The organism is Kitasatospora sp. NPDC052896, assembly GCF_044547075.1.
Lineage (GTDB): Bacteria > Actinomycetota > Actinomycetes > Streptomycetales > Streptomycetaceae > Kitasatospora.
This window is the reverse complement of the sequence record NZ_JBITZU010000024.1, coordinates 15,969-38,072: the sequence shown is the minus strand read 5'-3', so window position 1 is coordinate 38,072 and position 22,104 is coordinate 15,969. Positions and strand designations below refer to the sequence as shown.

The 22,104-nt window shown below is 72.4% G+C and carries 25 protein-coding genes; 8 read left to right on the top strand and 17 right to left on the bottom strand.

Annotation, left to right across the window (positions count from 1 at the left end; all coding sequences use genetic code 11):
- Positions 1-45 precede the first annotated feature (45 nt).
- Positions 46-1,539, bottom strand: a complete 1,494-nt coding sequence (gene dacB, locus ACIGXM_RS30650; RefSeq protein ID WP_396566579.1) for a D-alanyl-D-alanine carboxypeptidase/D-alanyl-D-alanine-endopeptidase — start codon at positions 1,537-1,539, stop codon at positions 46-48.
- A gap of 76 nt (positions 1,540-1,615) precedes the next feature.
- Between dacB and ACIGXM_RS30645 the strand changes: the two genes are divergently transcribed.
- Positions 1,616-2,110 (top strand): inorganic diphosphatase, encoded by a 495-nt coding sequence (locus ACIGXM_RS30645; protein WP_396566720.1) that lies wholly within the window; start codon positions 1,616-1,618, stop codon positions 2,108-2,110.
- Positions 2,111-2,227: 117 nt separating this feature from the next.
- Here ACIGXM_RS30645 and ACIGXM_RS30640 read toward each other — a convergent pair whose 3' ends face one another.
- Together ACIGXM_RS30640 and ACIGXM_RS30635 are read right to left on the bottom strand one after the other, a co-directional pair.
- A complete protein-coding gene (locus ACIGXM_RS30640) occupies positions 2,228-3,184 on the bottom strand; it encodes an asparaginase (protein ID WP_396566577.1) in 957 nt (318 codons plus the stop codon).
- Positions 3,185-3,240: 56 nt separating this feature from the next.
- The gene (locus ACIGXM_RS30635; protein WP_396566575.1) at positions 3,241-3,795 is read right to left on the bottom strand and encodes an ABC transporter substrate-binding protein; all 555 of its coding nucleotides are present in this window, start codon (positions 3,793-3,795) and stop codon (positions 3,241-3,243) included.
- Between the two features lie 342 nt (positions 3,796-4,137).
- On the opposite strand from ACIGXM_RS30635, the gene dtd reads away from it, so the two are divergent.
- Entirely contained in the window at positions 4,138-4,572 is a 435-nt protein-coding gene (gene dtd, locus ACIGXM_RS30630) for a D-aminoacyl-tRNA deacylase (protein WP_396566573.1), read from the top strand.
- An 18-nt stretch (positions 4,573-4,590) separates the two neighbouring features.
- On the opposite strand, the gene ACIGXM_RS30625 is transcribed toward dtd, so the two are convergent.
- The 3 genes from ACIGXM_RS30625 to ACIGXM_RS30615 form a co-directional block, all read right to left on the bottom strand.
- Positions 4,591-5,556, bottom strand: coding sequence for a YgfZ/GcvT domain-containing protein (locus tag ACIGXM_RS30625; protein ID WP_396566571.1), 966 nt, complete (start codon positions 5,554-5,556; stop codon positions 4,591-4,593).
- A 10-nt stretch (positions 5,557-5,566) separates the two neighbouring features.
- Positions 5,567-6,022, bottom strand: a complete 456-nt coding sequence (locus tag ACIGXM_RS30620; protein ID WP_396566569.1) for a Fur family transcriptional regulator — start codon at positions 6,020-6,022, stop codon at positions 5,567-5,569.
- Positions 6,023-6,110: 88 nt separating this feature from the next.
- Positions 6,111-6,695, bottom strand: a complete 585-nt coding sequence (locus ACIGXM_RS30615; RefSeq protein WP_396566567.1) for an FABP family protein — start codon at positions 6,693-6,695, stop codon at positions 6,111-6,113.
- A 308-nt stretch (positions 6,696-7,003) separates the two neighbouring features.
- Here ACIGXM_RS30615 and ACIGXM_RS30610 point away from each other — a divergent pair, with 308 nt between their 5' ends.
- Positions 7,004-7,366 (top strand): DsrE family protein, encoded by a 363-nt coding sequence (locus ACIGXM_RS30610; protein WP_396566565.1) that lies wholly within the window; start codon positions 7,004-7,006, stop codon positions 7,364-7,366.
- A gap of 4 nt (positions 7,367-7,370) precedes the next feature.
- Here ACIGXM_RS30610 and ACIGXM_RS30605 read toward each other — a convergent pair whose 3' ends face one another.
- The 6 genes from ACIGXM_RS30605 to ACIGXM_RS30580 form a co-directional block, all read right to left on the bottom strand.
- Positions 7,371-7,643: a DUF3099 domain-containing protein gene (locus ACIGXM_RS30605; protein WP_396566563.1), complete on the bottom strand. Its 273-nt coding sequence runs from the start codon at positions 7,641-7,643 to the stop codon at positions 7,371-7,373.
- A gap of 71 nt (positions 7,644-7,714) precedes the next feature.
- Positions 7,715-8,005 (bottom strand): DUF1416 domain-containing protein, encoded by a 291-nt coding sequence (locus ACIGXM_RS30600; RefSeq protein ID WP_396566561.1) that lies wholly within the window; start codon positions 8,003-8,005, stop codon positions 7,715-7,717.
- A gap of 34 nt (positions 8,006-8,039) precedes the next feature.
- Positions 8,040-8,882: a sulfurtransferase gene (locus tag ACIGXM_RS30595; RefSeq protein WP_396566559.1), complete on the bottom strand. Its 843-nt coding sequence runs from the start codon at positions 8,880-8,882 to the stop codon at positions 8,040-8,042.
- A 216-nt stretch (positions 8,883-9,098) separates the two neighbouring features.
- The gene (locus tag ACIGXM_RS30590) at positions 9,099-9,179 is read right to left on the bottom strand and encodes an Ms5788A family Cys-rich leader peptide (RefSeq protein WP_354645012.1); all 81 of its coding nucleotides are present in this window, start codon (positions 9,177-9,179) and stop codon (positions 9,099-9,101) included.
- 138 nt (positions 9,180-9,317) lie between these two features.
- On the bottom strand, positions 9,318-10,010 hold the full coding sequence (locus ACIGXM_RS30585; RefSeq protein ID WP_396566557.1) for a DUF2993 domain-containing protein: 693 nt from the start codon (positions 10,008-10,010) through the stop codon (positions 9,318-9,320).
- A 124-nt stretch (positions 10,011-10,134) separates the two neighbouring features.
- Positions 10,135-10,401 (bottom strand): MoaD/ThiS family protein, encoded by a 267-nt coding sequence (locus tag ACIGXM_RS30580; RefSeq protein WP_396566718.1) that lies wholly within the window; start codon positions 10,399-10,401, stop codon positions 10,135-10,137.
- A 359-nt stretch (positions 10,402-10,760) separates the two neighbouring features.
- Between ACIGXM_RS30580 and ACIGXM_RS30575 the strand changes: the two genes are divergently transcribed.
- The 5 genes from ACIGXM_RS30575 (at position 10,761) to ACIGXM_RS30555 (ending at position 16,294) form a co-directional block, all read left to right on the top strand.
- A complete protein-coding gene (locus ACIGXM_RS30575; RefSeq protein WP_396566555.1) occupies positions 10,761-11,501 on the top strand; it encodes a response regulator transcription factor in 741 nt (246 codons plus the stop codon).
- Positions 11,502-11,574: 73 nt separating this feature from the next.
- Positions 11,575-12,618 (top strand): LacI family DNA-binding transcriptional regulator, encoded by a 1,044-nt coding sequence (locus tag ACIGXM_RS30570; RefSeq protein ID WP_396566553.1) that lies wholly within the window; start codon positions 11,575-11,577, stop codon positions 12,616-12,618.
- Positions 12,619-12,707: 89 nt separating this feature from the next.
- Positions 12,708-13,877 carry a S1C family serine protease gene (locus ACIGXM_RS30565; protein ID WP_396566551.1) on the top strand — a complete coding sequence of 390 codons (1,170 nt, stop codon included), beginning with the start codon at positions 12,708-12,710 and terminating at the stop codon, positions 13,875-13,877.
- A gap of 60 nt (positions 13,878-13,937) precedes the next feature.
- Entirely contained in the window at positions 13,938-14,711 is a 774-nt protein-coding gene (locus ACIGXM_RS30560; protein WP_396566549.1) for a response regulator transcription factor, read from the top strand.
- A 5-nt stretch (positions 14,712-14,716) separates the two neighbouring features.
- Entirely contained in the window at positions 14,717-16,294 is a 1,578-nt protein-coding gene (locus ACIGXM_RS30555; RefSeq protein WP_396566547.1) for a sensor histidine kinase, read from the top strand.
- Positions 16,295-16,318: 24 nt separating this feature from the next.
- On the opposite strand, the gene ACIGXM_RS30550 is transcribed toward ACIGXM_RS30555, so the two are convergent.
- The 5 genes from ACIGXM_RS30550 to ACIGXM_RS30530 form a co-directional block, all read right to left on the bottom strand.
- Positions 16,319-17,674: an ATP-binding protein gene (locus ACIGXM_RS30550; protein WP_396566545.1), complete on the bottom strand. Its 1,356-nt coding sequence runs from the start codon at positions 17,672-17,674 to the stop codon at positions 16,319-16,321.
- 13 nt (positions 17,675-17,687) lie between these two features.
- Positions 17,688-19,262, bottom strand: a complete 1,575-nt coding sequence (locus tag ACIGXM_RS30545) for an SCO6880 family protein (RefSeq protein ID WP_396566543.1) — start codon at positions 19,260-19,262, stop codon at positions 17,688-17,690.
- A 6-nt stretch (positions 19,263-19,268) separates the two neighbouring features.
- Positions 19,269-20,549: a hypothetical protein gene (locus tag ACIGXM_RS30540; RefSeq protein ID WP_396566541.1), complete on the bottom strand. Its 1,281-nt coding sequence runs from the start codon at positions 20,547-20,549 to the stop codon at positions 19,269-19,271.
- The gene (locus tag ACIGXM_RS30535; RefSeq protein WP_396566539.1) at positions 20,539-21,360 is read right to left on the bottom strand and encodes a hypothetical protein; all 822 of its coding nucleotides are present in this window, start codon (positions 21,358-21,360) and stop codon (positions 20,539-20,541) included. The genes ACIGXM_RS30540 and ACIGXM_RS30535 overlap by 11 nt, the downstream gene beginning before the upstream one ends.
- 109 nt (positions 21,361-21,469) lie before the next feature.
- Positions 21,470-21,793, bottom strand: coding sequence for a hypothetical protein (locus tag ACIGXM_RS30530; RefSeq protein WP_396566716.1), 324 nt, complete (start codon positions 21,791-21,793; stop codon positions 21,470-21,472).
- Positions 21,794-22,104 lie beyond the last annotated feature (311 nt).

Sequence of the window (22,104 nt, the reverse complement as noted above, 5' to 3'; positions counted from 1 at the left end):
GGGGCGGGGGCGGGTCGTGGGGTGGACGGCTGCCCGGCGGGCCCGTTACCCGCAGCCGCACGTGGTCAGGCGGGCGACGATGCGGTCCATCGCGGCGCGGGCGTCGGCGGCGCCGGCCGGGGTCCTGGTCATCAGGGCGAAGACCAGCAGCCGGCCGTCCGCGTCGACCACCGTGCCGGCCAGCGTGTTCACCCCGCTGAGGCTGCCGGTCTTGGCACGGACGATGCCGGCGCCGGCCGCCGAGCCCTGGGCCGCGGTGAAGCGCTGCTCCAGGGTGCCGGTGAAGCCCGCGATCGGCAGCGCGGTCAACAGCGGGCGCAGCTCGGGGTGGGCCGGCGAGGCGGCCAGCGCCAGCAGGTCGGCCAGGACCAGCGGCGGGACGGTGTTCTGGACGTTCAGCCCGCTGCCGTCGTTGAGTGACACGCCCGCCATCGGGACGCCCAGGGCGGCCAGCGTCCGGGTGACCGCGGCGGCCGCCCCGTCGAAGCTCGCGGGCTGGTGCGCGGCCAGCGCCACCTGCCGGGCCACCGCCTCGGCCAGGGTGTTGTCCGAGGTGGTGAGCATCCGCTCGATCAGCCGGGCCAACGTCGGCGAGGTCACCTGCCCGAGCACGGCGCTGCTCCCGGTGCCGGCGGCCAGCGGCGCGGCCACCGTCGGCCCGGAGCCCGCCGGGGCGCCCGCCGGCACCGGCGGACCGGCCACCGTGATGCCCTGGCCGGCCAGGGCGGTGGCGAAGTCCCCGGCCGCCTGGGCCGCCGGGTCGGCCACCCGCTGCGGCGCGTCGTCCTGGGAGCGCGGATCGACCCGGCCCTCGTCCGCCATCAGCGGCGTGACGGCGGCGATGTTGGTGGCGTCGTAGTACTTGTGCCAGGGCGTCCCGGTGTAGAGCGAGGTGTCGTAGCCGAGGTGGACGGTGGTGGTGCCGGCCGCCTCCAGCGCGGCCGCGGTCTGCCGGGCCAGCGCACCCAACGACGCGGGCGCGGTATCGGCGTCGACCGGCTGCCCGCCGATCCGGACCTGGTCGACGGGCAGCGAGGTGAGCGTCGGGTCACCGCCGCCGACCAGCACGATGTCGCCGGGCCCGGTGCCGCGGACCACCTCGGTGGTGATCCGGGCGTCGGCCGGCAGCAGGCTGAGCGCGGCCGTCGCGGTGGCCAGCTTGGTGGTGGAGGCGGGAGTGGCGGGCTGGGTCTCCCCCGAGCCGAGCAGCAGCCGGCCGGTGCCGCCGTCGGAGATCGCGAAGTCCAGCGTGCCGAGCGCCCTGTCCTGCAGCAGCGGGCCGAGCGCCGCCCGCAGCCCCGGCGTGCTGGGGACCGTCCCGGGGCCGGCCAGCACGGCGGGCAGGAGCACCGGCGGCGCGGGGGCGGGCCGCGTACCTCCGCCCGCCGCGGCCGCCCCCGCGGACGAGGAGGCGGCAGCCGGCCCCGGCGCCCCGGCGACCAGCAGCACCGCCAGCCCGGCCAGCGCCGCCGCGCCCCGGCCCCCCGGCCGCCCGCCGCCCCGCTCCCGACCGTCCGCCGCCGCCCCAGCCCCTGCCACCCGCCGGCCCCTTTCCACAGCACTCCCCCACGTAGGAGACACTTGGATTCTGTCAGTCACTACCTTGGAGGAACCGTTGGAGTTCGACGTCACCATCGAGATCCCGAAGGGCTCCCGCAACAAGTACGAGGTCGACCATGAGACCGGTCGCCTCCGTCTGGACCGGATGCTCTTCACCTCGACCCGCTACCCGGCCGACTACGGCTTCGTCGAGGGCACTCTCGGCGAGGACGGCGACCCGCTGGACGCGCTGGTCATCCTGGACGAGCCGACCTTCCCCGGCTGCCTCATCAAGTGCCGCGCGATCGGCATGTTCCAGATGACCGACGAGGCCGGCGGTGACGACAAGCTGCTCTGCGTCCCGGCGACCGACCCGCGCTGGGAGCACCTGCGCGACATCCACCACGTGTCGGAGTTCGACCGCCTGGAGATCCAGCACTTCTTCGAGGTCTACAAGGACCTCGAGCCCGGCAAGTCGGTCGAGGGTGCCGCCTGGGTCGGCCGCCTGGAGGCCGAGGCCGAGATCACCGCTTCGATCAAGCGCCTGCAGGAGTCCGGCGGGGCTCACTGAGCACCGTCCGGCTGAGTCGTTCTCGTTCTTTCGAGCGTTCTGACGGCAGCTGGCCCGGAGGCCGGGGTCAGGGATCACTCCCCGACCCCGGCCTCCGGCGCGTCCGGCGGCTGGTCGTCAGAACGCCGCGCGGATCTCCCCGACCACCGCGTTGCCGCCGGTCAGCGGGGCGGCGGCGAGCCGGTCGAGCACCTCGTCGGCCAGCCCGATCCGGCGCAGCACCGCGGCCAGCACCGGCCCGAGGGCGCGCGCGTTCCCATCGTCGATCTTGAAGGCCACTGCCCGCCCGTCCGACAGCGCCACCGCCTGGACGGCCTCGGCGCCCATCTTGGCGAGCGTGCCCGGCACGGCCCGCATCAGCCAGGTGTCCGGACGACGGGTGCCCGCCACGTACTGCGGGTGGGCGCGCATCGCGTCGGCGACCCGGCGCTGCGGGGTGCCCGGCTCGGCCCGCAGCAGCGAGCGGTAGCCACGGGCCAGGCCGACCAGCGAGACGGCGTGCAGCGGCGCGCCGCAGCCGTCCGTCCCGACCGCGGCTATCGACTCGCCGGACGCCTCCTCCAGCGCCTCCTTGGCGAGTCGCTGGATCGGGTGGGCCGGGTCGAGGTAGCTCGCGGTCTCCCAGCCGTTGGCCACGCTCGCGGCCAGCCAGGCGGCGTGCTTGCCCGAGCAGTTCATCGTCAGCGAGGCCCGGGCACCGCCGCCGGCCAGGTACCGCTCGGCCTCGGTGAGGTCGAGCGGGAGGTCGGCCGGGGTCTGCAGGGCCCGCTCGTCCAGGCCGGCACCGGCCAGGATGGTCCGGACACCGTCCAGGTGAAACGTTTCTCCGGAGTGGCTGGCCGCCGCCAGCGCCAGCAGCTCACCCTCGATCGGCAGCCCGGCCCGCAGCGTGGCCACCGCCTGGAACGGCTTGTTGCACGAGCGCGGGAAGACCGGCCGCTCGGGCTCGCCGAGGGCGAACTCCACCGAGCCGTCGGGAGCGAGCACCACCAGAGACCCCCGGTGGTGGCCTTCGGTGAACCCGGAGCGCACCACCTCGGCGAGGACGGGCAGGACAACGGCGGAGTCGGGCATGGAGGGCAGCCTTCCGATGACGCAGGGAGGGGGCGGCGGCCACCGTCTCCCGGGTCTCAGTCGGTCAGTGGGCCGCCGGCGAGCAGGTCGTCGACCCGCGCTTCCCCTTCACGGTACCGCCGGGTGATTTCCGCGCTGCACCCGTCCGCCGTGCGCTGCAGAAGCTGACGGCGCCCGGAGACCTCGCGCTCGTGCGCCGTGAGCCGGTCGAGCGCCGCCAGCAGCTCCGCGGAGGCGTGCGCGGCGAGGTCGGCCAGCTGGACGTCGCCCATCAACGCGTCCGCCTGCGCCCGGCACTGCTCGCCGCGCGGCGGGCCGAGCGTCACGTGCCGGGCCGAACTGCGCACCGGCGAGGGGGCGTCGGCCAGGATCTGCGGCAACCGGTGCAGCAGGGTGTCCGGCCGGACCGGGCGCAGTCGACGGTCCAGGGTGCGGCGGTCGAGCTCGGCACGCAGGATGTCCACCCGCCCCTGGAGCAGCCGGCGCAGGTAGGAGAGGTCGGCCTCCTGCTCCAGGGCGTCCCTGCGCAGGGTGCGCAGCTCGTCGAGGCCCAGTGCCTCCAGCGCGGTCCCCGCCGGTGCGGGCTCGCGCGGCACCCTGTTCGTGTCCATCGACCAACCACCTGCCGTCGTCCTGGTCCCGCCCTGTCGGCCCCGCCCCCTTCTGGCACGCCCGACGGCCCCGCGGGGTTCCCCCGGCCGACCGGCGCCACCCGCCCGGGCGAGCACGGCCGAAACGGGCGTTCGATCGACTGGAACGGACGATCGCGCCCGGTGCGGCCCGGTGCCGACCCGAATCGTGCCACCCCCCGAGCGCCGGTGCGGCCTGAATGCACCCGAACGGCCGTCTGGCGAACCCGCCTGGCTGATATGAGTCGGCAGCGGCCGCCGGGTTCGGCGGCCGCCCGGCCGGCGCGTACCACCGGCCCGCGTGCCCGGGGCAGAATGGCGCGCATGCGAGCAGTGGTACAGCGGGTCAGTGCGGCCTCGGTGACGGTGGCCGGGGAACAGGTGGGCGCGATCGACGGGCCGGGGCTCTGCGTCCTGGTCGGGGTCACCCATCACGACACCGAGCGGCAGGCCGCCCAACTGGCCCGCAAACTCTGGGGACTTCGGCTCTTCGACGGCGGCGACACCGAGCTGTCCTGCTCGGACCTGGCCGCGCCGCTGCTGGTGATCAGCCAGTTCACCCTCTACGGCGACGCCCGCAAGGGCCGCCGCCCCACCTGGCAGGCCGCCGCCCCCGGACCGCTCGCCGAGCCGCTGGTCGACGAGGTGGTGGCTCAGCTGCGCGCGCTCGGCGCGACGGTGGCGACCGGTCGGTTCGGCGCGGACATGAAGGTGTCGCTGGTGAACGACGGACCGTTCACCGTGCTGCTGGAGGTCTGACGCCGGGTCGGCACGACGCTACGGCGCGACCACGACCTCCTGCGAGGCCGGCACCCCGCCGGCCCGCAGCACCGCGTCCACCGGGACGTTCCGCTTGACCAGCGCCAGCGCGATCGGGCCGAGCTCGTAGTGCCGGGCCGAGGAGGTCACGAAGCCCAGCGCCCGCCCGTCCGGGCCGTCCGCGGCGAGCCGGACCTCGGTGCCGTGCGGGGGAAGCACCTCCTCGGTGCCGTCCAGGTGCAGGAAGACCAGCCGGCGCGGCGGGCGGCCCAGGTTGTGCACCCGGGCCACCGTCTCCTGGCCGCGGTAGCAGCCCTTCTGCAGGTGCACGGCGGTGCGCAGCCAGTCCACCTCGTGCGGGATGGTGCGGTGGTCGGTCTCGAAGCCGAGCCGCGGCCGGTGCGCCTCGATCCGCAGCGCCTCGTACCCCCAGATGCCGGCCGGCGAGCCCAACTCGGCTGCTCGCCCGGCGAGTTCAGCGCGCGGCAGGAACAGGTCACGGCCGTACGGGAGTTCGCGCACCGCGGCGGCACCGTCGGCCGGCGCGGTGGACCCGGCGGCCACGTGCACCACCGCGAACTCCTCGGTGGCGTCGGCGATTTCGACCCGGTACATGAACTGCATCCTGCGCAGGTACTCGATCAGCGCGCCCTGCGTTCCGGGCTCGACGTGCGCCCAGGTGGTGGTGCCGTCGTCGACCAGGTAGAGGGCGTGCTCGACGTGCCCGTGCGGGGAGAGGATCAGCGCCTCGGTGGCCTGCCCCGGCGGCAGCTCGCTGACGTGCTGGGTGAGCAGCAGGTGCAGCCAGCTCAGCCGGTCGGGGCCGGAGACCGTGACCACGCCGCGGTGCGAGAGGTCGGTGAAGGCCCGGCCGGCCGCCAGCTCCCGCTGTTCGCGGAAGAGGTCGCCGTAGTGGGCAGCGACGCCCTCGTCGGGCCCCTCGGCGGGGACGGCACCGGGCAGGGACAGCAGCGGGCTCCTCATGCCCGCAAGCTTACGACCCGGCCGACGGGAGCTTGGCGGTGCAGTCGGCGCAGCGGCCGAAGATGGCGAAGTGCTTGAGGTCGGTGTCGAAGCCGTGCTGGGCGCGCAGGCTCTCGATCAGCGGCGCGGCGATCGAGGTGTCGGTCTCGGTGATCTTCTCGCAGTCCCGGCAGACCAGGTGCAGGTGGGTGTGCCGGCCGGCCAGGTGGTAGGTGGGCGCGCCGTGACCCAGATGGGCGTGCGAGACCAGGCCGAGCTCCTCCAGCAGCTCCAGGGTGCGGTAGACCGTGGAGATGTTGACGCCGCTGGCGGTCCGCCGGACCTGGCCGAGGATCTCGTCCGGGGTGGCGTGGTCGAGTGCGTCGACCGCCTCCAGAACCAGCTGCCGCTGCGGGGTGAGCCGGTACCCGCGCTCGCGCAGATCGGCCTTCCAGTCGGACGAGGCGGCCGTCCCGTTGTTCGTCACGTTGTCGTCCCTGCCCAGGTCGAGGTCCTGGGACCAGTGTAGGGACGACAACGTGCGGCGGGGGCCGGCGCGAACGGTCGACCGGTCCTCAGCGGAAGAACGCGATCCCGTCGTCCGGCAGGTCGTTGATGTCCTTGATCAGCTGCGCCGGGCTGAGCACCTTCTTGAGCTGCGCGGACATGTACGGCCGCAGCGGGACCTCGGGAGCGGTCTTCTCGCCGACCCAGAGCAGCTGCTCGTTGACGAAGCCGTAGAGCCGCTTGCCGCCGCTGTACGGCGCCGAGCCCTCGATCCGGGCGACCGCGTCGGTGGCGACGTCGACCTGCGGCTTGCCGTCCGCCAGGGTGCCGTACCAGATCTCCACCGTGCCGTCGTCGCGCACCATGGAGATCTCCACCCCGCGCTCGCCGCTGGTGCCCTGGGCGTTGCTGGTGATCCGCCAGAAGCCGTGCTCGTTCTCCAGCGGGCGGACCTTCTCGCCCTCGTTGTTCAGCACCCAGGTACGGGACCGGAACTCCAGGAACGGGCGGCCGTCGTGCCGGAAGACGATCTCCTGGCCGAAGTTGCACTTCTCGGAGCCGGGGAAGTCGAAGACGCCCGCCCCCTCCCAGGTGCCGAGGAGGAAGGCCAGCGAAACGACGTCCTTGTGGAGGTCGGAGGGAATCTCGATCATGGTCCTGGTCGCAGTCGGGGGCGTTTGGCTTACCTCAACCGTACGGGAGGGGTCAGCGCTGCCCCTGGTACAGCTTCATCACGGAGAAGGCGGCGAACCAGACGATCAGCACGGCCATCAGGGCCAGCAGGCTGTCGAAGAACCATTCGAGACCGGACACGAGGCGCTCCCGGGGGGCGGAGGTAAGCGGACAGACGATGACGGCGCGAGTCTATCCGGCACCGCCCCGGTGTTCGCGGTGAGGCCCGGACTCGACCGAAATCCGCGTCGTGGCGTCCCGGGGCGGGCCAGGGCATAGGGTTTGGCACGTGTCGAAGAAGCTCGTCATCAAGGTCACCGCCGGAGCCGACGCGCCCGAGCGCTGCTCGCAGGCCTTCACCGTCGCCGCGGTCGCGGTCGCCAGCGGGGTCCCGGTCTCGCTCTGGCTGACCGGGGAGTCCTCCTGGTTCGCGCTGCCCGGTCGGGCGGCGGAGTTCGAGCTGCCGCACGCGGCGCCGCTGCCCGAGCTGTTGGAGTCGGTGCTGGCGGCCGGCACGGTCACGCTCTGCACCCAGTGCGCGATGCGGCGTGGCATCGAGCAGGCCGACACCGTCCCCGGTGTCCGCATCGCGGGCGCTCAGGTCTTCCTCAGTGAGATCATGGCCGACGACACGCAGGCCCTGGTCTACTGAGCCGCTACTGGCGCGACTCGTGGTCCGGCTTGTCCCGGTCGTGACCGGGTTGCTCCCAGTGCGGGTCGTCCCAGCGCGGGTCCTGCCACCAGTCGTCCTCGGGGTCCCGCTTGTTGGCGAAGATCGCCGCCAGCGGCGGGATCACCATCGCGAAGAGGCACATCCCGATCGCGGCCGGCACCGAGAAGAACCGCACGACTCCCCAGGCCAGGACGAAGAGCCCGAGGCAGACGCCCATCATCGCGAAGTAGAGGCCGTGCCGGCGCCGTTGCTGCACCCTTCCACGGTACGGCGAGAGCCCCCGCCGACGGCAGGGGCTCTCGGGACGTCCGGGCGGGCGCACGCGGGTCAGACCGCGATCGACACCTCGGCCTGGCCGCCCTGGGAGGCGACCACCACGCGGTCCACCGTCCGGCCCGGCACCAGCGCGCGCACCGTCCACTTGCCCGGGGCCGCGAAGAAGCGGAACTGCCCGGTGGCCGAGGTGGGCACCTCGGCGGTGAACTCGCCCCGCTCGTCGAGCAGCCGCACGTAGCCGTTGACCGGCTCGCCGTCCCGGGTCACCGAACCCTGGATGATCGTCTCGCTCGCCACGTCAACTCCTGCCAGATCCGGGCCGCCGGCCTTCGCACCACACATGTCTCGGTCTCCTTCCTACGGGTACTACGGGTGCTCAGTTGGCGCCGAGCTCGATCGGCACGCCGACCAGGCTGCCGTACTCGGTCCAGGAGCCGTCGTAGTTCCTCACGTTCTTCTGGCCGAGCAGCTGGTGCAGCACGAACCAGGTGAGCGCGGAGCGCTCGCCGATCCGGCAGTAGGCGATGGTCTCCTTGGCCAGGTCCACGCCCTCGGACGCGTAGAGCTCCTTGAGCTCCTCGTCCGACTTGAAGGTGCCGTCGTCGTTGGCGTTCTTCGACCACGGGATGTTGCGGGCGCTCGGCACGTGGCCCGGGCGCTGCGACTGCTCCTGCGGCAGGTGGGCCGGGGCGAGCAGGCGGCCGGAGAACTCGTCGGGCGAGCGGACGTCGACCAGGTTCTTGCTGCCGATCGCGGCGATCACGTCGTCGCGGAAGGCGCGGATCGAGCTGTCCTGGGCCTGCGCCTGGTACCGGGTGGCCGGGCGCTGCGGGACCTCGGAGCCGTCGACCAGGTCGCGCGAGTCCAGCTCCCACTTCTTGCGGCCGCCGTCCAGCAGGCGGACGTCGCGGTGGCCGTAGAGCTTGAAGTACCAGAAGGCGTAGGAGGCGAACCAGTTGTTGTTGCCGCCGTAGAGCACCACGGTGTCGTCGTTGGCGATGCCCTTGGCGCTCAGCAGCGCCTCGAAGCCGGCCTGGTCGACGAAGTCGCGGCGGACCGGGTCCTGGAGGTCCTTCTTCCAGTCGATCCGGACGGCGTTGCGGATGTGGTTCTTGTCGTACGCGGAGGTGTCCTCGTCGACCTCGACGACGACCACCTTGGGGTCGTCCAGGTGGGCCTGGACCCAGTCGGCATCGACCAGGACGTCGCTGCGGCTCATGTGCTGTTCTCCATCCGGGGGCGGTTGGCGGAAGGTGGGGTGCCCGGCGGGGCCCCGAGCGCTCGTATCACTTTTCCGAACAGATGTCCGGATACTGGGACGAGTGGGGCCGGCGGCGCCAAGGGCGGTGCATCGGAACGGCCACAGACGGAAACCGCCTGTTCAGGCCGGGGAGCGGGCGTGCGGCGGGTCAATTCTGCCGAAGCAGGCCGCCGATCAGCGCATTCGACACAGGCAGGTGGCCACGCGGCAGAGGTCCACCGCCCGCCGCTTCGTGAGGTCCGCCTGTCGCTTCATGGGGACGATGCTAGGGAGCCGGACGCGGCCCTGTCATCAACGTATCGAATCGCGAGACGAAATCATCCAGATAGCGAGATTTGGGCCGCCCTTGGCCTTTCGCCCCCGGAGGGAAGGCGGGACCGCCCGTGCCGGCCCTCAGCTGCCGACCAGCTGCACGTGGCTGCCCTGGAACGAGAGCGCCAGCCCGTCCGGCTCCGGCGTCACCTGGCTCAGCGCGAGGCCCACCGGCAACCCCTGCAGCGCGAAGCTCCTGGAGTCCACCGCCGAGCTGATCATCCCGCCGAGGCCCGGCAGCGCGCCCACCCCGGACAGCCCGCTCACGTCGGCCACCTGCACCTGGTTGCCGTTGACCCGCAGCTTGACCATGGCGCTCAGGGTCTGCCCCATCAGCTGGTAACCGACCTTGAGCTCCCCGGGCCCGCCGTACCCCAGGGTGACCTGGGAGCCGAGCCCGAGCAGCTGCTCCACCTCCTGGTACGGCAGCCGGCCCGACCCGGTGCCGGAGTCCACCGTCGCCGAGGTGTAGCCGCCGTTCACCTGAACTCCGCTCAACCGCGCGGAGAAGGCGTCCAGTTGGACCGTCTGACCGGCACCCGAGACGTTCACCGAGTCCGCCGAGAGCCGAACGTCGTCGAACTTCTTGTCGATCACCTGGGTGAGGAAGGGGAAGCCCTCGATGGTCACCGACGGGCGGCCGCTGATCCCCTGTTTGTTCGCCAGCCGGTCCGCCGCCTGGCCCTCGGCGACCGACAGCGCGATCCGATCGGCCCCGACCAGCAGTCCGCCGAGCACCAGGACGGCGACGGCCGCTTTGATCAAGGTCCGCATCGGAGTGTCCTTCCGTCCATGGTCAGCAACGCCATCAACTGTCTGTGGTACGACGATCTGACCATGAGCATGGTTCCGGACGGCGACTCGGCCGGAACCCGATCCCGAGCCCGAACCGGAGCCGTCAGCCCCCGGCGAAGGGCGGCAGCACCTCGACCGTGCCGCCCTCGGTCAGCTCCACCGTGGCGTGGTCCCGGGCGCCCACCGGCTCGCCGTCCACCAGGAACGAGCAGATCCCGAGCACCCGGGCGAACCGCGGCCGCTCGACGTGCCGGGCGCGCGCCCGCGCCAGCGCCTCGGCCAGCGTCGCGGCCCGGTACGGCTCCTCGGCCACGCCGGCCTCCGCCTTGGCGGCGGCCCAGTAGCGGATCGTGCCGGTCACCACGGCCATGGGGGTGCCTCCCGGCCGAAGGCCGGGGGACGGTTCGGTGGTCGCGTTCATGACGGCCCCTTCTCGAAGGTGTGCACCCAGGGTGCCGGTCGGTGCCGTGCTCCATGATGCCCGGGGCCCGCCCGGGCCGGGAACCCCGCAGGTCGGCCCGGTCGGCGCCGGGGCGCACGGGCTCCGGAGCGAGCTTGATCACGTCCGCCGGCCCCTGCGCCGGGCGGGTGCGGTGGGCTATCCTGATCCGTCAAGGGATCCGGGCAGAGTCGCCCCCGGGTCCTTTTGTGCTTTCAGGACCCCGATACGGAAGTCCTTGCGAGTGGTAGGCCACCCGTCCAGTTGTTGGAAAGGGGACGACCCGGGTTATGAGCTCCCTCCTCCTGCTCACCAACGCACTGCAGCCGTCGGCGGAGGTGCTGCCGGCCCTCGGGCTCCTGCTGCACCAGGTACGAGTCGCCCCGGCCGAGGGCTCGGCGCTCGTCGACACGCCCAGCGCCGACGTGATACTGGTCGACGGCCGTCGCGACCTCCCGCAGATCCGCAGCCTCTGCCAGCTGCTGCGCTCCACCGGCGTCAGTGCGCCGCTGATCCTGGTGGTCACCGAGGGCGGTCTGGCCGCGGTCACCGCCGACTGGGGCGTCGACGACGTGCTGCTGGACACCGCCGGCCCGGCCGAGGTGGAGGCCCGGCTGCGGCTGGCGACGGGTCGCAAGCAGCAGGTCGCGGTCGACGACAGCCCGATGGAGATCCGCAACGGCGACCTCTCGGTGGACGAGGCGACCTACTCCGCCAAGCTCAAGGGCCGGGTGCTCGACCTCACCTTCAAGGAGTTCGAGCTGCTCAAGTACCTCGCCCAGCACCCCGGCCGGGTCTTCACCCGGGCCCAGCTGCTGCAGGAGGTCTGGGGCTACGACTACTTCGGCGGCACCCGCACGGTGGACGTGCACGTCCGCCGGCTGCGGGCCAAGCTCGGCGTCGAGCACGAGCAGCTGATCGGCACCGTCCGGAACGTGGGCTACCGCTTCGTCGTGCCCTCCCAGGGCGACAAGGCCGAGCGGGCCGCCGCCGAGGAGCCGGACGGTCCCGCGCTGGTCCGCGAGGGCTGACCCCGCCGGGCCCGGCCGAACGGCGTCGGGCCCGGCCGCTCCGATACTGGGCCGACACGCGTAGACTCCCCCCGTGGCCAAGGTGACGCGCGACGATGTAGCCAGATTGGCTGGGACCTCGACCGCGGTCGTCAGCTATGTCATCAACGACGGACCGCGACCCGTCGCGCCCGCGACCAAGGAGAAGGTGCTCGCCGCGATCGAGCAGCTCGGCTACCGGCCGAACAGCGTCGCGCAGGCGATGGCCTCCCGCCGGACCAACCTGATCGGCATGGTCGTGCCGGACGCCCGGCAGCCCTTCTTCGCCGAGATGGCGCACGCGGTCGAACGGGCCGCCTCCGACCGCGGCAAGCTGGTGCTGATCGGCAACTCGGACTACGCGGACGACCGCGAGGTGCACTACGTCCGGGCCTTCCTCGGGATGCGGGTCTCCGGCCTGATCCTGGTCAGCCAGGGCCCCTCGCAGCGCGCCGCCGAGGAGTTCGCCGCGATGGAGGGCGCCAAGGTGGTGCTGCTGCACCGCCGGCCCGAGGCGATCGACGACGTCGCGGTGGTCACCGACGACGTGGGCGGGGCCGAACTCGCCGTCCGTCACCTGCTGGAGGAGCACGGTCACCCGTACGTGGTCTGTTTCGGCGGCCCGGTGGAGTCCCCCGCGCCCGGCGACCCGGTGATCGACCACATCGAGGGCTGGCAGCGCGCGATGGAGGCGCACGGCCTGCCCACCGAGCCCTACCTGCTCGACGCGCCCTTCAACCGCTACGGCGCGTACCGGGTCGCGTTGGAGCTGCTGCGCTCCCCCGAGCGGCCACCGGCCATCTTCTGCTCGACCGACGACCAGGCGATCGGCCTGCTCCGGGCGGCCCGCGAGGTCGGCCTGCGGGTGCCGGAGGACCTCGCGGTGGCCGGCTTCGACGACGTGCCGGAGGCCGCGCTGGCCGACCCGCCGCTGACCACGGTGGCCAGCGACCGGGACGCGATGGCCCGGGCCGCGGTGGAGCTGGTGCTCGACGACTCGCTGATGGTGCCCGGCTCGGACACCGAGCGGGTCCGCCAGTTCCCGTCCCGCCTGGTCATCCGACGCTCCTGCGGCTGCGACGGACCGCGCGCAGAGTAACCCCTGCTTATGAGAAGTCAACGGGCTTCTCTGCCCGTTCTGACCCAGCTCTCATGGGATCCTCATCCTGCGGGCGGAACTTGGGTCCCATGAGCGACCAGTACCGCACTACCGCAGATGAGTCGGGGCACCTCCTCCCGCCGACGCCGGCCGGGGCGCCCACCGCTCAGTACATCCAGGACTTCTCCACGCCGGACGCGGGCGCCGGCTACCACTCCGCCCCGCCGCCGGCGCCGCCGCTGCCGCCCGCCCCGCCCGGTTGGGGCGGTGGTGACCCGGCCGGCCAGCCCGGCCCGGACGGCTTCGTCCCCGGCCCCGGCCGGCGCGCGGCCCGCAACGGCTTCCTGCGCGGCAGGCTCGCCCTGGTCGCCGCCGTCGCCGCGGTCTCCGCGCTGATCGGCGGGGTGGCCGGCGCCGCGGTCAGCGACGCGCACCGCACCACCAGCGCCGCGGCCACCACCCTGGTCACCCCGGTGGCGGCCAAGTCCGACGGCACCGCGGACGTCGCGGCCATCGCCAGCACGGTCTCCCCCAGCGTGGTCCAGATCGTCGTGCAGACCGAGGACGCCACCGACACCGGCACCGGCGTGATCCTCACCGCCAACGGGCAGATCCTCACCAACTTCCACGTCATCGCGGGCGCCGTCGACCAGGGCGGCAGCATCACCGTCACCTACCACGACGGCAGCAAGACCACCGCCAAGGTGACCGGCACCGACAAGTCGATGGACGTCGCGGTGATCACCGCGGACAACGCCAGCGGCCTCGCCCCGGCCGTCCTCGGCGACTCCGACGCGATGGCGGTCGGCGACCCCGTGGTCGCCATCGGCAACCCGGACGGCCTCACCGGCACGGTCACCGCGGGCATCATCAGCGCCAAGAACCGCCAGGTCAGCGTCCAGGTCGACGAGACCACCACGCGCGGCAACGGCGGCTTCGGCTTCCCCAGCTTCCCCGGCTTCCCGGGCTACGGCGGCGGCCGCTCCGGCGGGTCCGGTGCCGGTTCCGGCGGGAGCTCCGCGGACACCGCCACCTACTCGGCGCTGCAGACCGACGCCGCGCTCAACCCCGGCAACTCCGGCGGCCCGCTGCTCAACGCCAACGGCCAGGTGATCGGGATCAACTCCGCCATGTACTCGGGCAGCGGCTCCAGCTCCAGCGACTCCGGCCAGGCCGGCAGCGTCGGCCTCGGATTCGCCATCCCGATCAACTCCGTCAAGCAGGTCCTGCCGAAGTTGCAGGCCGGTCAGTCCCTGTAAGCGTCTCCCACGCCGCACAATGGCTAGACCCCTTCCGAAACAAGAGAGGGCCCACCGCCGATGACTCCTCCCGCCGACGACCGCACTCCTGCCGAGCAGCCGGGCGCTCCAGCGCGCCTGCTCGTGGTCGACGACGAGCCCGCCCTGCGGGACGCACTGGAGAGCAGCCTCGCCTTCGAGGGCTACGAGGTCAGCACCGCCACCGACGGCTACGAGGCGCTGGACGCCGTCGAGCGCGAGAAGCCCGACCTGGTGCTGCTCGACATCATGATGCCCCGGATGGACGGCCTCACGGCCGTGCGCCGGATGCGCTCGCGCGGCGACACCGCGCCGGTGCTGATGCTCACCGCGCGGGACGCCGTCGGCGACCGGGTCACCGGCCTGGACGTGGGTGCGGACGACTACCTCGCCAAGCCGTTCGAACTCGACGAGCTGCTCGCCCGGGTCCGCGCCCTGCTCCGGCGCAACGCGCTCGCCGCCGAGGCCGCGGCCCGGGCCACCGCGGTCGAGGACGACTCCGAGGTGCTCGCCTTCGCCGACCTGCGGATGAACACCGCCACCCGGGAGGTCACCCGGGACGGCCGGCCGGTCGAGCTGACCCGGACCGAGTTCATGCTGCTGGAGATGTTCCTGGCGCACCCGCGCCAGGTGCTCACCCGTGAGCAGATCCTCAAGGCGGTCTGGGGCTTCGACTTCGAACCCTCCTCCAACTCGCTGGACGTCTACGTGATGTACCTGCGCCGCAAGACCGAGCAGGGCGGCATGCCGCGCCTGATCCAGACGGTCCGTGGCGTCGGCTACGCCCTGCGCGCGCCCGCGGGCACGGCGGCCTGAGAGTCATGACCACGGAGACAAGACGGCGGGGGCGGGTCTCCCGCTGGTACCACGACCGCTCGCTGCGCAGCCGGCTGGCCATCCTGACGGCGGCCGCCGTGGCGGTGGCCATCGCGCTCTGCTCGGTGGCCTGCTGGTTCGTGCTCAAGGACCGGCTGTACACCCAGGTCAGGCAGAACCTGGCCACCGCGACCCGGAAGCCCAGCATCTTCGCCACGCCGAAGGGGGACTTCTGCCGGGACAACCCGGTCGCCGCCCAGGCGGCGGCCGTGGCGAACGCGGCGGCCCACCCGGTGAAGCCGTGGCTGCCCGGCGGCGGCACGCAGACCGGCGGCGGCACCGCCGGCAAACCGCCCGCGCCGTCGGTGACCGACCAGGCCAGTACCCAGTTGGTCGCGCCGGACGGCTCGTCGGTCTGTCTCCTGGGCGACTCCACCCAGGGCATCAACATCCAGCCCTCCGACCTGAGCGCGGTCGGCTACTCCCCCGGCCAGGCCACCTACCGCTCCGGCAGCTTCGTCAACGGCACCCCGGTCGAGGTGCGGGTGGTGATGGTCAACGACCCCAACACCGGCCCGGTCATCCTGCTCAGCGCGATCTCGCTGACCAGCACCGAGCACTCGCTGCGCGACCTCGCCTTCCTGCTGGTCGCGGTCGCCGCGCTCGGCGCGCTCGGCGCCGGGTTCACCGGCCGAGTGGTCGCCCGTGCCGGGCTCAAGCCGGTGCACGAGCTCAGCGAGATGGTCGAGCACATCGCCCGCACCGAGGAGGTCGGCACCACCATCCCGGTGCACGGCAACGACGAGATCGCCCGGCTGGCCAGCTCGTTCAACTCGATGAGCACCGCGCTGGCCAACTCGCGTGACCTGCAGACCCGGCTGATCGCCGACGCGGGCCACGAGCTGCGCACCCCGCTCACCTCGCTGCGCACCAACGTCGACCTGCTGATCCGCAGCGACCAGACCGGCCGCCCGCTGCCGCCGGCCACCCGCGCCAAGCTGCTCGGCAACATGAAGGCGCAGATGCAGGAACTGACCCTGCTGATCGGCGACCTGCTCCAGCTCTCCAAGCCGGACTCGCCGCGCCCCGGCCAGAACGTGGCCACCGTCGCCATGCACGAGATCGCCGCGCGGGCGGTCGAACGCGGCAAGCTGCGCGGGCCCGGGCTGGACTTCCGGGTCGAGCTGCAGCCCTGGTACGTCCGGGCCGACGCGGCCGCGCTGGAGCGGGCCGTGATGAACCTGCTGGACAACGCGGTGAAGTACAGTCCGCCGGGCGCCCCGGTCGAGGTCCGGCTGCGCGGCGGCCAGCTGACCGTGCGCGACCACGGCCCGGGAATCCCGACCGAGGAGCTGCAGTACGTCTTCGACCGGTTCTGGCGCTCGCCGTCCTCCCGGCAGCTGCCGGGCTCGGGGCTGGGCCTGTCGATCGTCGCGCAGACCGTGGAGGCCAGCGGCGGTCAGGTCTCGCTCGGCCCGGCCGGGGACGGTGGTCCCGGCGCCCTCGCCACCATGCGGCTGCCCGGCACCCCGGAGACCCCGCCGGCGCCGCCGCCACTGCCCGAGGGTCACCCGGCGATCTGAGCCGGGGTCGTTCCGGCCGGGGGGTCAGACCCCCGGCTCGGCCTCCAGCTGCCGCTCGGCGCGGATCCGTTCGGCCACCGCGTCCTCGGTCATCGCGCGGTCGGTGTAGACCAGCGGCCGTTCGGCCTCGGTGATGATGTGCTTCACCACCTGGACGTTGCCGTTGACGTCCCAGACCGCGATGCCCGGCGACAGGGTCGGGATGATCTCCACCGCCCAGCGTGGCAGGCCGAGCACCCGCCCGGTGGCCCTGGCCTCGTCGGCCTTCTGCATGTAGATGGTCCGGGTGGAGGCCATCTTGAGGATCGCCGAGGCCTCCTTGGCCGCCGCGCCGTCCACCACGTCCGAGAGGTGGTGGACCACCGCGACGAAGGACAGCCCGAGCCGGCGGCCGAACTTCAGCAGCCGCTGGAAGAGCTGCGCCACGAACGGGCTGTTGATGATGTGCCAGGCCTCCTCGACCAGGAAGATCCGCTTCTTCCGGTCGGGGCGGATCCAGGTGTGCTCCAGCCAGACGCCGACGATCGCCATCAGGATCGGCATCGCGATCGAGTTGCGGTCGATGTGCGAGAGGTCGAAGACGATCAGCGGCGCGTCCAGGTCGATGCCGATGCTGGTCGGGCCGTCGAACATGCCGCGCAGGTCACCGTCGACCAGCCGGTCCAGCACCAGCGCCACGTCCAGCCCCCAGGACTGGACGTCCCCCGGCGCGACCCCGAGCGACTCCACCGAGGAGAGGTCGGGCTTGCGCAGGGTGTCGATGATGTCGCCCAGGATCGGCTGGCGGTCCGTCACGGTGGCCCGGACGTGCGCGTGGGCGGCCTTCAGCGCGAACCCGGCCCGCTCCTCCAGACCGCGGCCCATCGCGACCTCGATGATGGTCCGCAGCAGCGAGAGCTGGCCGGTGGTGGTGATCGCCGGGTCCAGCGGGTTGAGCTTGACCCCACCGTCCCGGGCCGCCATCGGGTCCAGCCGGATGGACTTTATCCCCAACGCGTCGGCGATCAGGTTCCATTCGCCGACGCCGTCCTCGCCCTGCGCGTCCAGCACCACCACCTGCCGGTCGCGGAAACGCAGTTGGCGCAGCACGTAGGTCTTCTCCAGCGCCGACTTGCCGTTGCCGGACTCACCGAGCACCAGCCAGTGCGGGGCCGGGAGTTGCTGCCCGTAGAGCTGGAACGGGTCGTAGACGTACCCCTTCCCGCTGTAGACCTCGCGGCCGATGATCACCCCCGAGTCCCCCAACCCCGGTGCCGCGGTGGGCAGGTAGACCGCCTGGGCCTGGCCGGTCGAGGTGCGGACCGGCAACCGGGTGGTCTCCACCTTGCCGAACATCAGGCTGGTGAAGGCGTCGGTCAGGGAGGTGAGCGGAGAGACCATCGGACCCCCAGGATCAGCGGCGGATGCCGGTGGCGAACGGCAGGGTGTTGACGAACGCCCGGTGGTGCTCGCGGTCGCACCACTCCAGCTTGAGGTAGCTCTTGCCGGCCGAGGCCCGGATGGTCCGCTTGTCGCGGGCCAGCGCCTCGGGGTTGCGGGAGGAGACCGTGATGTAGCCGACCAGGTTGACCCCGGCCGCGCCGGAGGCCAGGTCGTCGCCGCGCTGGTCGACCCGGCCGGTGTGGGCCAGGTCGCGCGGGTCCACCGTGCGGTTCATCTTGGCGGCCCGGCTGGCCTCCGCCTCGTCGTTCGTCTTCTCGGTGAGCATCCGCTCGATGGCCACGTCGGTGGGCTCCAGGTCCATCGTGACGGCGACCGTGCGGATCACGTCCGGGGTGTGCACCAGCAGCGGCGCCAGGAAGTTGACGCCGACCGGGGTGAGCGGCCACTCCTTCACCCAGGCGGTGGCGTGGCACCAGGGCTCCCGGGTCTGCGACTCGCGGGTCTTGGCCTGCAGGTACTGCGGGTGGGTGGCGTCCAGCTCGGCCGGCCAGGCGTTGCGCCGGCTCATCGCCTGGATGTGGTCGATCGGGTGGTCCGGGTCGTACATCGAGTGCAGCAGCGAGGAGAGCCGGGCCTGGCCCAGCGGCTGCCGGACCCGGATGTCGGCCTCCGCCAGGCGCGCGCAGATGTCGGTCAGTTCGCGCGCCATCACGGCGGCCAGCCCGTCGTCGTCGCGGACCCGCCGCCCGTTCGCGGTGCGGCCCATGGCGTGCGCCTCGGCCGCGAGGTCCCGGGTGTAGTGCATGCAGGCGACCAGGTAGGCCCGGTGCTGCTCGGACGAGGTCGACACCATCGACTGCAACTGGTCGTACGAGTCCTGCAGCCAGCGCGGGGCGTTGTGGTCGCCGCGCCGCTCGACGTCCTTGGCGTGCGCGTCCGGGTCGGCGGGCAGCGTGCGGGCCAGGATCTGCAACCGGGTCACGAAGCCGTCCCCGTTGGCGACGTGCTTGAGCAGCGTGCCGAACCGGTCGACCAGCGCCTCCTGGTCCTCCGAGTCGCGCAGACCGACGCCCGGGCCCTCGATCTCGATCGCCGCGGTCACCGTGCGCCGCTCCAGGTGCATCAGCACCCCGACCTCGTCCGGCCCGAACGGAGCGCTCAGCCAGCGCAGCCGGCCCACCCCGGGCGGCGGGCCGACCTCCACCTCCCGGCCGTCCAGCCGGGTGCCGGCGTCCATCGCCGTGGACTGCCAGACCGCACGGCCGCTGCGCACCGTCCGCCGGTAGCTGCGGTTGATCTCCACCCACTTGTAGAACGTCCGACGCCGGTACGGGATGTAGACCGCGGCGATCGCCAGCAGCGGGAAGCCGACCAGGCCGGCGATCCGCAGCGACAGGATCGGCATCAGCAGGCCCCACATCATGCCCAGGAAGGCACCGAAGATGATCAGAAGGATCTCGCCGGACTCCCGGTTGCGGCCGATCGGCGCGTTGGGCCGGGACTTCCCGATCAGATAGGTGCGGCGCTGGTGCACGTATGGCTGGGCGTACGGCCCACCGTACTGGCCGAACGGTTCACTGCTCATGGTGCGTCACCCTCCCTTCGCTGGATTCTGCGCCGGCGGCGCCGCCGGGGGCGGCACCGGTGGGGCCGACGGAGTTCGCGAGCCGTGCGCGGCGATGCCGGTGGCCACCGACCCGGCGCCGCCAGCGCCGCCGCTCGGCGAGGCCGCCTCCACGCCACCGCGCGAGCCGTGCGTCGAGATGCCCTGCTTGACCAGGTTGGCCGGACCGTTGATCATCGCCGAACCGGCCGACACCGCGCTGGCCCGGGCGTTCCGCAGGTGCATCATCTCGTCGCCGAAGCCCGGCACGAAACGGTAGATGGCGCCGCTGGTGAAGATCGAGAGGGCGAGGATGGCCAGTCCGGCGATCACCCGGGCGAAGTCGTCCGAGGCGCCGGAGCCCATCGCCACCGCGCCGGCCAGCCCCAGGATGATCACGATCACCGGCTTGGCCAGGTCCACGGCGGCCATCAGGCCGGCCCAGCGCCGGACGTGCTTCCACAGCTGCTTGTCCACCAGGCCCGCGTAGACCGCGGTGCCGAGCAGCGCGCCCACGTACAGCATCGCGGTCCGGATCCACAGCTCGATCCAGAGCACCGCGGCGGCCAGCACGGCCACCAGCGAGACCAGGATCAGGATCAGCGGGCCACCGCCGATCGAACCGTTCTCCAGGGTGTTGGCGAACCCGCCCAGATAGGTGCCGGTGTCGGACTTGGTGCCGGCCGCGATGGCCGCGGTGAGGCCGTCGGTCGCACTGACCACGGTGTACAGGATCAGCGGGGTGAACGCGGAGGCGACCACGGTGAGCCAGAGGAAGCCGATCGCCTCCGAGATCGCCTGGGTGAGCGGCGCGCCGCGGACCGCCCGCTTGGTCACCGCGAGCAGCCAGAGCACCAGGGTGACCACCGTCGAGGCGGCGAAGACCACCGCGTACTGCTGGAGGAACGCGCTGTTGGTGAAGTCCACCTGCGTGGTGCCGTCGATCGCCCCCGACAGGCTCCGCACCACCCACGCGGCGGCCTGCGCACAGCCCTTGGCGAGCGACCCGAGCGGATCGGTGACGGAGCCGACCCCGGAGGTGCCGGGGATGGTGGCGCTGCCAGGACTGTTGACGCAGAGGATCCCGTCGTTCGCGAAGGGGATGCTCGGGCAGTTGGTGTTGGCCGCGGACGGTGACGGCGACGGAGCCCCCGGCGCCGCGAACACCCGTTGGGCCGTCAGCAGCGCCGCGAGCTGCATGACCGCCAGCGCCGCACCCAGGCGGCCGGCGCGGCGGAGGAAGGACCGGGCGGAGCCGTCAGCGGGCATAGCGGAAGCCTCCGAACTGCTGGACGGCGCTGGTGATCTCGTCGGCGCTGGCGGCCTGCTGGTCCGCCGGGACCGGGGCGGGCCCGTTCTGCCGACCGTAGTCGGTGAGCTTCCAGTCCGTGCCGGTCCAGTGCAGGCTGAGGGTGAGGGTGTACCAGTTCTCGGCGACCGGCTTGGTGGAGCTGGTCCCGGCCAGCCCGCCCAGCCCCACGCACCACACCATGGCCTTGGTCGCGGTCGCGGTGTACCCGTCGGTGCGGGTACCGACCGGCACGGCCCGGCTGACGAAGGTGAGCCCCTGCGGGGCGTTGCCCTGCGCGTCGAGGCCGTACTGGCTCAGCACGTCGGGGGTGATCGCCTGGTCGAGCCGGGTCTGCAGGGCGCCGAGCGCGGACGGGTCGGCGATGGCGGTGAGTACCGCCCGCCGCCCGTCGGCCCGGAACATGTCCGTGCCACCCAGCGCGACGGCGTAGTTGGCGGCGGCCGACTGGGCACCCTGATCGGTGTCGGGGTACCCGGTGGCGATGCCGTTGGTGGTGGTGTTGACGGGCTGTACGCCGCTGGCCGCAGTGGCCGCCGAGCCGCCCGGCGGTGGTGGGGCGGCCGCGCCGGACGGGCCGGCCGACCCGCCGCCGGCCAGGCTCCCGTTGTGGTTGGCGATGGAGATGGCGACCACCAGCAGGGTCACCACCACCAGCACCGTCAGCAGGGTGCGCAGTGGCCTGGACTGACGGAGTGAAGGCTGGCCGGAGGACTGTTCGCCGACCGGCAGCCGCGTCCTGGTGTGCGGCTGGTCGTCGGGCAACGGCACGGCGGCCCTCCTGGGACGGGGAGCCGGTGGAGGCTCCGGGGTTGCGGTCCGGGGGCACCCCGGTAGCGGGTCGTCCAGCCCGGCATGCTCTGGACTGACTATCTGGTCGTCAGATGGACATGCCGTAGACAATGGTGAACAGAGTGCCCAACGATCCAATGATGAACACGCCGGTCAGCCCGGCGATGATCAGCCCCTTGCCCTGCTCGGCACTGAAGGTGTCGCGCATCGCGGTGGCCCCGATCCGCTGCTTGGCGGCCCCCCAGACCGCGATGGCCAGGCAGGCCAGGATGGCCACCGCCATCACGACCTCCACCATGACCCGCGCCTCGGACCCGAGGGTCGAGAAAGGACCCCAATCCGGGGCGATCCCACCGATAATGGTGTTGATATTGCCCTTACCGCTACTGGGGGCGGGGGTCGGATCCGCGATCAGGTAGCTGCGGGCATAGCCACCCACCGTGCCACCCACCCTGCTGACTACGTCGCTCAAGTGCATTCCTGTCTCACCGCCCGGTCAGGCAAATTCAAGGCCCCCCAGCGGGGTCGCGCGAAGGGCTGGGACCCATTCTTGGCCAGATCTGATGTCGACTTGGCTACTTCTGGTGGATTGGTCGCGCGGCATCGGGCTTGTACGCCAGGATGACCACCGTAGTTAGGATAGCGCTCACTCTTTGTATCTCCGATGATTGCACTGGGCAACGCCTTGCCGCAGACTGGTGGGGGCTTCGGTGGAACAGACTG